Genomic DNA, 12730 nt, shown 5'->3' with positions numbered 1-12730 from the left:
GAAATCAATTTTGATTCCGAAGAATCTGTTTTATCTAACGATAAAACGTTTTGATATTCATCAACGAGTGCCCACACAGATTGATAGGTTTAAATTGTTAAAGAGCTTTACTTGTTGAGCGTTCCTTTAGTAAGGAGCCTCTCGAAGTGGACGGCCATTCTAGCGGATTGGATTCCAGTGTCAAACACTTTTTCCAGCTAATTTTTCAAAGCATCTTAAATGCTTATCACCGTCTTGTTACTCAGTTCAAACCGCTTGGTTATCCTTGGCAACGGAGGCGCATTATAGAGAGAATAATCCTTTGCACAAGGCCAAAAACAAAAAAAAGCCGCCACGGGCGACCGTTCGAACACTATTCACACAAAGCGTTCAAAATAGGTACGATCAAGCCTTAATTTCGGCCAATCGTACCTACCGTTCTTACTTCAACTATTGGTGAGCAATAATGCGGTCGTTGTTTACTAATAGCTGTACTTTCTTATCTGGATTAATTTTTCCTGCCAATATCGCTTTCGCTAACGGGTTCTCGACACTTTGTTGAATCGCTCTTTTCAAAGGTCGTGCACCATATACTGGATCAAAACCAACTTGAGAAATCAACTTGAGTGCTTTATCCGAAACTTCAAGCTCATAACCATTGTCTTCCATTCGCTTCTTAAGGTGCTCAAGCTGAATAGCGGCTATCGACTGAATGTGCTCTTGACCCAATGGATGGAACACCACGCTTTCATCAACTCGGTTCAAAAACTCAGGACGGAAATGTTTACCTACCACTTCCATCACTTCATTCTTTATTCCTTGGTAGTCGAGCGTATTGAAGTTCTCTTGAATTCTCGAAGAGCCAAGGTTGGATGTCATGATCACTACCGTGTTTCTAAAATCAACTGTACGACCTTGTCCATCGGTTAAGCGTCCATCATCAAGCACCTGCAATAAGATATTGAAAACATCCGGATGCGCTTTCTCTACTTCATCGAGCAAAATCACTGAGTAAGGCTTGCGACGTACCGCTTCTGTTAAGTAGCCACCTTCTTCATATCCAACGTAACCCGGAGGGGCACCAACCAAACGAGCAACAGAGTGTTTCTCCATAAATTCAGACATGTCGATACGCACCATTGCATCATCACTATCAAACATGAAGTTCGCGAGTGTTTTACACAACTCGGTTTTACCAACGCCAGTTGGACCAAGGAATAAGAAAGAGCCAATCGGCTTATTCGGATCAGATAAACCTGCACGGCTACGACGAATCGCATTCGATACCACTTCGACGGCTTCCGCTTGGCCAATAACGCGCTTATGCAGAACACCTTCCATTTTAAGAAGCTTCTCTTTCTCAGCTTCTAGCATTTTAGAAACAGGGATGCCTGTTTGCTTCGATAGCACGTCTGCAATTTCTGCATCCGTGACCTTATTACGCAGTAGCGTCATTTCTTGCATTTCAGCTTGAGTTGCAAGATCTAACTGCTTCTCTAATTCTGGGATTCGACCGTATTGCAATTCAGACATTCGGTTAAGATCACCAGCACGTCTCGCAAAATCCATATCCATGCGGGCTTGCTCTAGCTCTGACTTGATGTGTTGCGTGCCAGAAAGCGCGGCTTTCTCTGCATTCCACACTTCTTCAAGCTCTGCGAAATCTCGTTCTTTGTCAGAAAGCTCTTCTTGCAATGTTCGAAGGCGTTTTTCACTGGCTTCGTCATTCTCATTAGTAAGAGCTTGCTGCTCGATCTTCAATTGAATGATTTTACGCTCGAGCTTATCTAGCGACTCAGGTTTTGAGTCTATCTGCATACGGATACTCGAAGCCGCTTCATCAATCAGATCAATCGCCTTATCCGGCAATTGGCGATCAGAAACATATCGATGGGATAAGGTTGCCGCCGCGACAATCGCAGGGTCGGTAATTTCTACATGATGGTGAAGTTCATAGCGCTCTTTCAAACCACGAAGAATAGCAACCGTGTCTTCCACAGTTGGCTCATCGACTATCACTTTTTGGAATCGACGCTCTAACGCAGGATCTTTCTCTATATACTGGCGGTATTCATCGAGTGTGGTTGCACCTACACAGTGAAGTTCACCACGAGCCAATGCTGGTTTCAGCATATTACCCGCATCCATAGAGCCTTCGCCTTTGCCCGCACCTACCATGGTGTGAATTTCATCGATGAAGAGAATGATGTTGCCCTCTTCTTTCGACAATTCGTTAAGAACTGATTTTAAACGTTCTTCAAATTCACCACGATATTTAGCACCGGCAATCAAAGAGCCCATATCTAACGAAAGGACACGTCGGCCTCTCAAACCTTCAGGTACTTCATTGTTGATAATACGCTGAGCTAAACCTTCGACTATCGCTGTTTTACCGACACCTGGTTCACCGATAATGACAGGGTTGTTCTTGGTGCGGCGTTGAAGTACTTGGATAGTGCGACGGATTTCGTCGTCTCGGCCGATAACAGGATCCAGCTTGCCTTGCTCTGCTCTTTCGGTCAGATCAATGGTGAACTTCTCGAGTGCTTGGCGTCTATCTTCCGCATTCGGGTCATCGACCTTCTGACCACCGCGAACTTGTTCAATAGCTTGAGATAATTTTTGCTCAGTAAGACCTAGCTCTTTAAGTAGGCTTCCTAAAGGACCTTTGTCTTCAATAGCAGCAAGTAGGAATACTTCTGAAGATATATAACTGTCTTGACGCTTTTGCGCGACCTTATCACACAGGTTAAACAGCGTTCCCATCGCATTCGATAGCTGAACGTCACCACCGATGCCACTTACTTTAGGCACTCGGTCTAATATTTCGCTCAATTTAGAACGCAATTGAACCACATCAATATTCAGCATGGTGAGCAATGGACGAATTGCACTACCATCTTGATTAAGCAAAGACACCATTAGGTGCACAGGTTCTATATATTGGTGATCACGACCTAATGCGAGCGACTGAGCATCAGATATCGCAATTTGGAATTTACTAGTGAATCGATCGAGACGCATGCCAACCTTCCTACTCTTAGATATGTTTATCTTATGGTTAGAAGATGGATACGGTAACTGGGATTTTCAAGGGATAAGAATGAAGAATAGAGCTGATATAAAAATATAAATGAACTGGATGACTGGTTGCACTAGCTAAAGGTTACTCTAACCAAATAAAAGTAGCTTGGCGTCCAGTAATACCATCACGACGATAAGAATAGAACGCATCAGCATCAGCGAAGGTACATAGGTTGGAGTCTGTCACAGAAGTGACACCAACTTTGTTCAGTCTTTGCGTTGCAAGCTGAGACATATTCGCTAGCCATTTCCCTGGTTCAGCTTTGGCTTCAAATGCGAGTTTAGCTTGAGGGTCAAAACGAACGAAAGCTTCCAACACATCATCACCTACTTCAAAGGCTTGCTTGCCTATTGAAGGACCAAGCCAAGCAATGATCTTATTATCTGAACCTAAGTTTGAAAACTTTGCGACGGCATTTTCAAGAATTCCACCAGCAAGACCACGCCAACCAGCATGAACAGCAGCAACTTGAGTGCCTTTGGTATCAGTAAGGATTACAGGTAAGCAATCGGCTGTCATCGCAGAACAGACAACACCTTTAGCTGTGGTAAATGCACCGTCAGCATCAAGAATATCTGCCGTAGGGTGTAAAACCGTAACGACATCTGTTGAGTGAGTTTGATTTAGCCATACCGGAGCTGCAGGCATATTAGCGTGTTGCTTGAGCCAGGCTCTGTTGTTTTCAACAAGCGAAGCATCATCCCCAACATGCGTACCTAGGTTTAATCCTTGATACGCACCAGTAGAAAAACCATCAAAACGTGTAGAAGCAAATGCTTTCACGTTTTTGGGTGCATTCCAGTTAGGGATGATCATCGACATAATTAAATGTCGTCTTCCAAGTTTTCGCGAGCATCAACACGTAACGCTTCAGCCATCACAACCATGTCATTTGGCACAGGAGCGTGGAACTCAACTTCTTCACCTGTAATTGGGTGAACAAATTTAAGCATAACGGCGTGCAGTGCTTGGCGATCAAAAGAACGAATCATAGTCGTTAGTTCTTCAGATGCACCTTTGGGAATACGAGCACGGCCACCGTATGCAACGTCACCTAGCAGCGGGTGCTGAAGGTATGACATGTGAACACGGATTTGGTGAGTACGACCCGTTTCTAGACGCAGACGAATACGAGTATGTTCGCGGAAGTGCTCCGCAACACGGTAGTGAGTTACCGCAGGCTTACCCAATTCATTAACGTCCATCAAGGTACGCTTAGTTGCATGACGGCTAATGCCTTTCTCAACAACACCACCCGCAGTCATTTTGCCAATTGCAATTGCTTCATATTCACGAGTAATACGACGCTTAGCAAGCGCACGCACAAGACGAGTTTGAGCTGGAACCGTTTTAGCCACAACCATAAGGCCTGTTGTGTCTTTATCAAGACGGTGCACAATACCTGCACGAGGCACTTCTGCAATCTGTGGGTAATGGAAAAGCAATGCGTTTAGTATGGTTCCATCCGGTGTGCCTGCGCCAGGGTGTACAACCAGATCGCGAGGCTTATTGATAACCAATAAGTCATCATCTTCGTAGACAATGTCTAACGGAATATCTTGTGCTTCCCAGCGCTCTTCATCTGCAAGTTCAGCTTGCAAGATGATCTCTTCACCGCCCAAAACCTTAATGCGTGGCTTAGTAATAACTTCGCCATCCACTTGGATTTTGCCGTCAAGAAGCCACTCTTTAATGCGAGAGCGAGAAAAATCGGTAAATAGTTCAGCGACAGCTTGGTCTAAACGTTGACCTAACTGGCTGCTTTTTACTGTGTCTGTTAATGTGATCTGCTGAGCCATATCGAACTTTTTTAAAAACCGTGAGACTAATACCCATTAGTATGGATAAAATAGAATAATTGCATCATTGTATCTGTTACTGGTTAGAAAGTAACGGAAGCTTACGAAATATTTAATTCAAGGAATCGACGCCTGACATGAAACACCTTACTTTATCGGGTCTATTAGCCGTATCACTCTTGGTTGGTTGTTCAAGTAGTGAAGAGATAGTGCCAGATGTACCACCATCGGTTCTCTACTCTGACGCTCAAGAATCACTGCAGAGCGGTAGCTGGCTTTCAGCAATAGAAAAGCTAGAAGCCCTAGACTCACGTTACCCATTCGGCGCCTATTCTGAGCAAGTACAGCTCGATCTGATTTACGCTTACTACAAAAATGATGACTTGGCACTTGGCCTCGCTACCATCTCACGTTTCCTACGTTTGAACCCAACGCATGAGAAACAAGACTGGGTTCTTTACATGCGCGGCTTAACGCACATGGCGCAAGACCGAAACTTCATGCACGATATTTTTAATATCGACCGTAGTGACCGAGATCCTGAACCAGTGAAGCTAGCGTTTGCTGACTTCAAGCGACTACTCGAACGTTTCCCTAGTAGCCCTTATGCTGAAGATGCACAAAAACGCATGTTCGCACTTAAGAACCGCCTAGCAGAGTATGACTTAGCAACCGCTGATTTCTACCTGCGCCGCGAAGCTTGGATTGCTGCGATCAACAGAACGCAAGAGCTGCAAAAAACTTACCCAGACACCATTGCTGCACGTAAGTCTTTAGATATCCAGCTAAAAGCTTATCAACAACTCGGCCTAGATGACGCAGTGTTAAGAACAGAAAAGTTGATTGAGTTAAACCCACTACCTTAATCAAACTTCTTACATCTCAATCCAAAAAGCGCGCTAATTTACTAGCGCGCTTTTTTTCATCTACATACCGCAAACTTGATGGATCGCATAATACACAGTATCTTCAAAAGATAACTTTTAACAAAACATCAACATGGAGTGTGGATGTGAGTAGGTTGTTATTATTTATCTGGATATCGCTATTTAGCCACTTATCCTACGCATTAGAACTGTCCCCATTAAGCAATAAGCCTTACATGGGTGACTTGGATGTGCTCAAAACTAAAGGAACGGTTAGAGTGCTCGTGTCTGCCGATCTTGGTTTCTATTACATCGAGGATGGCAAGCCAAAAGGCATCGTGGCAGAAATGCTCTACCACTTTGAGAAAAGCCTTCGTAAGAAACATCCCTATCTCAATGTTCAAATCATCCCCGTGCAACGAGATGATCTACTTCCCTCTCTAGAGTCTGGCTATGGTGATGTCGCTGTCGCTAACCTAACGATCACCGACAAACGACTACGAACCATCGATTTTTCAGATCCGATGATTAAAGATGGTAAAGAACTCATTATCACAGGGAAAAAAGCCGAACCTATCACCGAAATCAAGCAATTGAGCGGCAAAGAGGTGTGGATACGAGCAAGCTCGAGTTACTTCGAGAGTGTACAAAGAGTCAATAAGGAGCTTAACGAACTAGGTTTACCACCACTGCATGTCCACTTTATCGAGGAGTCATTACAAGACTACGAGCTGATAGAGTTGGTTAACCAAGGTTATATACAAGGTACAATTCTAGATAACCATAAAGCCAAGCTCTGGATCGATGTAATGGATAACATTCAAGTCCATAACGACTTACCTTTGCGAGAAAATGGTCGTATTGCTTGGGCTTTGAGAAAAGACAGCCCTCAACTGAAGAAAGAGATAAACAAATACGTCAAGACCGCACGAACAGGCACCCTGCTTGGAAACGTCATCTACCAGAAATACATCGACAATACTCGCTGGTTAGGCCGAGCACTCAACCCCAATAAAGTAGACCGAGTGGCTAAACTCTCAGATGTCTTTGAAAAGTATTCGAGCAAGTATGAATTTGATCCTTTGATGATGTCAGCTCAAGGTTTCCAAGAATCAGGATTGGATCAGAGCCGGGTTTCTCATCGCGGGGCTATTGGTGTGATGCAGGTATTACCGAGTACCGCCAAAGATAAAAACGTCAACATCAAGAACATCCATAAGGTGGATAACAACATCCATGCGGGTGTTAAGTATATGCGCTTTATCAAAGACCGATATTTTGACGACCCAGCAATATCACCGGACAATCAAATCTACTTCACTTTGGCTTCTTACAACGCAGGCCCCGCTAAGATCAGAAAGATGAGGCGCATTGCCAAGCAGAAAGGTTACAACCCAAACATCTGGTTTAAAAACGTAGAAATCATCACTCGCAAATACGTGAGTAAAGAACCCGTAACCTATGTTGCCAACATCAATCGTTACTTCGTAATCTATAAACAATTACAAGCTATCAATGCTATCCGAGAGGACGGCACAGCGAGATTACTGAACACTAACGATTAGGATCGCCTCAACCCCAGAGCTGGGGAGCCAAAGGTATTAGGTAAAGCTAAAAAACACAAAAGCCGCGTAAGAATACTTATGCGGCTTTTGTTTATCTAATTCTGAAGAAGCTTACGTAGCGATCTAGATCGCGAGACCTATATCACAAAACACTATTGAGTAAATTTCAATCAAGCACTTTCCATAGGCTGTAGGGCGCCCCTAAAAACTGATTTAATTTTTAGCGAAGCCTTGCCTCCAAGTTATCGTTTTTCATAAGGATAACAAGCATTTTTCGCCAAAAAGACACTAAGACTTGCGTAAGATCACATTTGATTTTAATGCTTATCCCACCCAACCAAAACAAGATCTAGATCACATTCTTTATTCCTAAAAGTCGTAATCTGAAGTTAACCCATGAGGGATACAACAGAGGAAAACTTCTATGAAAATGAACATCACTGGTAAAAACATCGACATTACCTCTGCAATCCGTGATCACATAGAAAGCAAATTTAAAAAGCTGGATAAATGGCAAGTAGACATCATTGGCTGCCAAGCGAGCTTTAGCGAAGAACCAAACAAGAAGAAGAAGTTTGAAGCGGTTCTAACCGTACCAAAAGGCCAACTTGTTGCTTCATCAATTCATGACGACCTCTACGTAGCGATTAACGAAGTAGAACAAAAACTAGAGCGTCAACTCAACAAGCTACGCCATAAACCAGAAGCGCGCCGCGCTGAAAAGCCTGAAATCGAAGAGCTAGAAGCTGAAGTAGAATAAGGAAAGAGAATAGATTAAAAAATAGCGCCTCAGGGCGCTATTTTTTTGCTTGACGCTCGTAGCTCGCTTGCTTATTGTGTTTAAACATTCATAAAACAATCACTTTTTATGCACACTCAATCTTTGTTTATTTTTGACTTCTTTTTTCTTCCGTAAATCGGAGGCTAAGTCGTTTTAGAAAAACAAGTCAAAAACGAACAAGAAGCCTCCCACACTAGGGAGGCTTTTTTATAAGGACACATTTATGACTGACCGCTCAATTTCACTGGATGATATCCGCCTTCGTCTTAATGATTTAGACGACGAACTCCTGAAGTTACTTTCGGAGCGTCGCAAGCTAAGTATCGAAGTCGCTAAAAGCAAAGTAGAGACATCAAAACCAGTTCGTGATGCAGTACGAGAGCAACAACTATTAGTTAAGCTGATCAACAATGGCAAAGATAAATACGAATTGGATGCGCAATACATTACCAAGCTGTTTCACACCATCATCGAAGATTCCGTTTTACTACAGCAGTCATATTTACAAAACCTAGCGAACCCGCAAAGCCGCAAACCATTGGCTCGCGTTGCATTCTTAGGCTCTAAGGGATCATATTCTCACCTTGCGAGCCGCGAATACTTCAGCCGCAAGAATATGGAGTTGATTGAGCTGAACTGTAATCACTTCAAAGAAGTCACATCAACAGTAGAGTCTGGCCATGCCGACTACGGTGTCCTACCTATTGAGAACACCAGTTCAGGGTCAATTAACGAGGTCTACGACCTGCTACAGCATACGACTCTATACATTGTTGGCGAACTTTCTCAACCGATTGAGCACTGCCTCCTTGCTAAGAGTGATATCCGATTAGAAGACATCAAAACGCTCTACTCGCACCCACAACCTCATCAACAATGCAGTGAGTTCTTGAGCCGCCTTAAAGGTGTCAGCCTTGAGTCTTGCGCAAGCACCGCTGATGCAATGAAAAAGGTTAAAGAACTGGGTGGTAACGACGTAGCTGCTATTGGTAATGCATCGAGCGGCAAGCTTTATGGGCTTCAGCCAATCCAAGGCAACATTGCAAACCAAACAGAAAACCACACTCGTTTCATTGTTGTGGCGCGTAAACCTGTTGAAGTATCAACTCAAATACCAGCGAAAACGACGCTCATCATGTCGACATCTCAAGAGGCGGGCTCTTTGGTAGAGACACTACTAATCCTGCAACGCTTAGGCATCAACATGACCAAGCTAGAATCTCGTCCTATCATGGGTAACCCTTGGGAAGAGATGTTCTATGTCGATTTAGAGGCGCATCTGGATTCAGATAATATGCAGCAAGCGATAACGGAACTAACCGCCATTACTCGCCACCTGAAAGTATTGGGTTGCTACCCAAGTGAGAACATCAAAGCGACTCAAGTTAAGTTGTCATAGCTGAGAGCGAGTATCAGCTTTTAGCTAACATAAGTATTTGGCCTACAGTAGGCCAAATACTTAAATCACCCTCTAGCCGAATACTATTCGAGCTAAGAACACTTACCCTAGCATGCCTGAGAAACAATTCACTTGTTTCGCACATTCGGCACGCACACTCGCTCCACTGCTTACGCCTTTCTAACAAAAAACTCATTAATAGCTTTTTTATCAATAAAGACAAAACCTTACCCCCTTCACAGGAAATCATCGAACTACGTGTAATTAATAGCGAGTAAGCATTAAGTAACATAAACTTACGCGCTTAAATTATAAATAGTGTTGTCATTAACTATGAAGCTAAGTACTAAAATCTTACTACTGATAGCCCCTGTGATACTGATCAGTACCGCGGCTTCTAGCTATATTATTTATTCGACACAGAAAAGTAGCTTCATCAAACGCGAAGACAACGCACTTCAGCTGAACATGGAAAAACTAGCCGGATACTTTCGCCAATCTCGTTCGTTCCTCAATAGCTACTCTTACACCTTGACCCAGAGTGATATGGTGAAGCGTTATTTTCTCACTGATCAAAATCTATCTCGCGATCTTGAACTGGTCAGTAACCTTCGAGAAGCCATACATTTCCTGCAAGATGACGATGAAAGCTATACAGCTTTAGCACTTCTTAATGGTGATCGAAAACTGCGTTACTACGCGGATAATAGCAACGACTCACGCACTCAGATTGACAGTAAGATATTGGAGTACGTTGACCAGCACTATCAAGATACCCTAGCAACATCGAGTACCAACTATATTCAAAACTCCCAAGGCGAAGGGATGTTGGTTCACTACGACAAGGTAGATAGAAAAGCGATTTTCCCAACCGCAAGCAATCAACCCGACGATGTGTTCTTTATTGTTGTCTCTGTCTCTCTCGACAAGTTTAATGCGCTGAGAAAACAAATAGAGTTCGACTACCAAACCAGTTTGTTCTTCACATCCATAGCGGTTTCATTGGAAAATGATGTCACCCACTCAGTCAAGCTTGCACCAGAACTGTACGCCACGGTCGATCCGGCGCAATTCCTGTTAGAAAACAAGCTCGATTCGATTTGGAACAAGCTGAGTTTGTCATTTGCACTGTCTGCGTTTGTAACTGTCGCTCTGCTACTCATGCTTCTGTCTCGCACTGTGATTACTCCAATAACACGACTCGATCGACAGCTACAGCAAGTCGAAAAGAAACAACGTAAGAACATTGAACGCTTAGGCACTCGTGACGAGCTTGGCCGCCTATCACAGCGTTTTTATGACATGTACCAAGAGCTAGACAACACCTACCAGCAAACCAAACTCTTGGCCGAAAATGATCAGTTAACCCAAATAGCCAATAGGCATCAGTTTCAAACCTTCGTTCAGCAATCGTTGCCAAAACCGAGTTCCAATACCGAAACCTGGGTTCTCTATTTTGACTTGGACAACTTCAAGTTTGTGAACGACAAATACGGACATCAAATCGGCGACTCGATTCTGGTCTCTTTTGCTCAGCGTATTTCAGATATTTGTCGTCACTATAAAGCGGAGTTCGACGCTCATTGTATGCCAGCCCGACTTTCTGGAGACGAGTTCGTTGTCTACATTAACGCTCCTAGTCACCGAGGAAATGTCGCACATCGATTCTCGAATGATTTACTGACTCCACTGCAAAAAGGCTTCATCACCGAATCAGGCAGCTTCCCGATCACGGTCAGTATTGGTATTGCGACCTACCCCAATGATGGCAACTCAATCGAGAAGCTACTCTCCAACGCAGATACTGCGATGTACCAAGCCAAGCGTGCCGGTAAAAACCAATTTGCTGACTATTCACGGGATTTAGACAAAGCCATTCAGCGCCAAGCAGATATTGAACGTGCGCTTAGAGGTAAGAATTTTGATGATGAATTCAGGCTCGTTTACATGCCCTACATGGATTCTACCGGGACTGATGTTATTGGCGTTGAGGTGTTATTACGTTGGAATTCAAAGCAACTTGGTTTGGTTCCACCGGATGAGTTCATTCCAATAGCCGAACAAACCGGGCTGTTCGAACATGTTGACCGCTGGGTAATACAGAATGCGTTTGCTTCATTCCATCGACTTCAGGCTCAATTTGATCACTCGATTCAATTGTCGATCAACTTATCTTCTGCTGGCATTGAAACCACTCACCTTGCGGGTTTCATTAAAGAACACGCGGAGTTAAATCGAATTCCACCAAGCCTGATCGATTTTGAAATCACTGAAACCTTTTACTCAAATTCAGAAGGTTTTCCATTGCTGAACGAACTGTCATGCATGGGCTATCGACTGGCGATTGATGATTTTGGTTCCGGTTACACCTCCATCACTCAACTGGTGCAGTATCCAACTCAGAAAATTAAATTGGATAAAGCGTTTTTGGATACCTTAATTGAGACCGATAACCAGAACATCGTAAAACCGGTTATCGGGTTGTGTCATGCTCAGGGGAAAAAGGTCACCGCCGAAGGGATTGAAACTCAAGGCATGCACCAGTGGTTACAGGATGCACAGTGCGATATGCTGCAAGGCTATTACTTTGGTAAACCTATGCCACTAGAAGAGTTGAGTGACTGGTACCGACAACATCAACTCAATCTAATCGACAACAAAAAGAATCCGACACATGAAATCTGTAATCATCGCATCGCTGAACCCAGCTAAAATTAACGCCGTTAAAAGTGCGTTCTTATCTGCTTTTCCTGATACTGAATTTGATTTCAAAGGCATCAGCGTCCCTAGTGGTGTCGCCGATCAACCGATGAGCAATGACGAAACCTATCAAGGTGCCGTGAATCGTGTTCACAATGCAACTCAAGCTCAGCCTGATGCAGACTTCTATGTTGGTCTAGAAGCGGGAATAGAAACAAACGTTACCTTTGCTTGGATGGTGATCGAAGCGAATGGTCAACGTGGCGAGTCTCGTTCAGCAAGCCTGATGCTGCCACCAGCCGTGCTTGAGAAACTAGCGCATGCAAACGAGTTAGGGGATGTGATGGATGAAGTGTTTGGTACCGATAATATCAAGCAGAAAGGTGGTGCCATTGGCCTACTGACACATAACCAACTGTCGCGCAGTTCTGTCTACCACCAGGCTTTAATTTTAGCTCTGATCCCATTTGTGAATCCTGAGCACTTTCCTATTTAGTACTTCGTTAAATTTCGAAGCTCAGAGAATAATCTTCAGAAACAAAAAAACGCTAACATT

Annotated in this window: 9 protein-coding genes and 1 other annotated feature; of the genes, 6 read left to right on the top strand and 3 right to left on the bottom strand. The window is 43.7% G+C overall.

Annotated features, from left to right (window positions below):
• Nucleotides 1-429 precede the first annotated feature (429 nt).
• From clpB to rluD, 3 genes are all read right to left on the bottom strand, one after another.
• A complete protein-coding gene (gene clpB, locus AB4484_RS21435) occupies nt 430-3003 on the bottom strand; it encodes an ATP-dependent chaperone ClpB (protein ID WP_372080309.1) in 2574 nt (857 codons plus the stop codon).
• Between the two features lie 142 nt (nt 3004-3145).
• Nucleotides 3146-3886, bottom strand: a complete 741-nt coding sequence (gene pgeF / locus AB4484_RS21430; protein ID WP_372080307.1) for a peptidoglycan editing factor PgeF — start codon at nt 3884-3886, stop codon at nt 3146-3148.
• Between the two features lie 2 nt (nt 3887-3888).
• Nucleotides 3889-4863 (bottom strand): 23S rRNA pseudouridine(1911/1915/1917) synthase RluD, encoded by a 975-nt coding sequence (gene rluD, locus AB4484_RS21425; protein ID WP_059021462.1) that lies wholly within the window; start codon nt 4861-4863, stop codon nt 3889-3891.
• 137 nt (nt 4864-5000) lie between these two features.
• Here rluD and AB4484_RS21420 point away from each other — a divergent pair, with 137 nt between their 5' ends.
• The 6 genes from AB4484_RS21420 (at nt 5001) to yjjX (ending at nt 12670) form a co-directional block, all read left to right on the top strand.
• Complete coding sequence (locus AB4484_RS21420; RefSeq protein ID WP_017059363.1) at nt 5001-5729, top strand: outer membrane protein assembly factor BamD; 729 nt, start codon at nt 5001-5003, stop codon at nt 5727-5729.
• Between the two features lie 140 nt (nt 5730-5869).
• Complete coding sequence (locus AB4484_RS21415) at nt 5870-7294, top strand: lytic transglycosylase F (RefSeq protein ID WP_321162974.1); 1425 nt, start codon at nt 5870-5872, stop codon at nt 7292-7294.
• A 424-nt stretch (nt 7295-7718) separates the two neighbouring features.
• Nucleotides 7719-8054 carry a ribosome hibernation-promoting factor, HPF/YfiA family gene (gene hpf, locus AB4484_RS21410; RefSeq protein WP_004735034.1) on the top strand — a complete coding sequence of 112 codons (336 nt, stop codon included), beginning with the start codon at nt 7719-7721 and terminating at the stop codon, nt 8052-8054.
• A 110-nt stretch (nt 8055-8164) separates the two neighbouring features.
• Nucleotides 8165-8286, top strand: a sequence feature (Phe leader region).
• 12 nt (nt 8287-8298) lie between these two features.
• A complete protein-coding gene (gene pheA, locus AB4484_RS21405; protein ID WP_048606831.1) occupies nt 8299-9474 on the top strand; it encodes a prephenate dehydratase in 1176 nt (391 codons plus the stop codon).
• Between the two features lie 333 nt (nt 9475-9807).
• Nucleotides 9808-12186, top strand: a complete 2379-nt coding sequence (locus tag AB4484_RS21400) for a putative bifunctional diguanylate cyclase/phosphodiesterase (RefSeq protein WP_372080306.1) — start codon at nt 9808-9810, stop codon at nt 12184-12186.
• Nucleotides 12149-12670, top strand: a complete 522-nt coding sequence (yjjX, locus tag AB4484_RS21395; protein ID WP_372080304.1) for an inosine/xanthosine triphosphatase — start codon at nt 12149-12151, stop codon at nt 12668-12670. Before AB4484_RS21400 ends, yjjX begins: the two co-directional genes overlap by 38 nt.
• The last annotated feature ends 60 nt before the right edge of the window (nt 12671-12730 follow it).

It is taken from the genome of Vibrio sp. 10N.261.46.A3 (assembly GCF_041472995.1).
GTDB classification, from domain to species: Bacteria; Pseudomonadota; Gammaproteobacteria; order Enterobacterales; family Vibrionaceae; genus Vibrio; species Vibrio coralliirubri.
This window is presented reverse-complemented; position numbering and strand designations above follow the sequence as displayed.

What these genes read in the sequence shown, in the direction of transcription:
- clpB (WP_372080309.1), bottom strand. Translation starts at nt 3,003, where the DNA reads ATGCGTCTCGATCGATTCACTAGTAAATTCCAAATTGCGATATCTGAT.
- pgeF (WP_372080307.1), bottom strand. Translation starts at nt 3,886, where the DNA reads ATGTCGATGATCATCCCTAACTGGAATGCACCCAAAAACGTGAAAGCA.
- rluD (WP_059021462.1), bottom strand. Translation starts at nt 4,863, where the DNA reads ATGGCTCAGCAGATCACATTAACAGACACAGTAAAAAGCAGCCAGTTA.
- AB4484_RS21420 (WP_017059363.1), top strand. Translation starts at nt 5,001, where the DNA reads ATGAAACACCTTACTTTATCGGGTCTATTAGCCGTATCACTCTTGGTT.
- hpf (WP_004735034.1), top strand. Translation starts at nt 7,719, where the DNA reads ATGAAAATGAACATCACTGGTAAAAACATCGACATTACCTCTGCAATC.
- pheA (WP_048606831.1), top strand. Translation starts at nt 8,299, where the DNA reads ATGACTGACCGCTCAATTTCACTGGATGATATCCGCCTTCGTCTTAAT.
- AB4484_RS21400 (WP_372080306.1), top strand. Translation starts at nt 9,808, where the DNA reads ATGAAGCTAAGTACTAAAATCTTACTACTGATAGCCCCTGTGATACTG.
- yjjX (WP_372080304.1), top strand. Translation starts at nt 12,149, where the DNA reads ATGAAATCTGTAATCATCGCATCGCTGAACCCAGCTAAAATTAACGCC.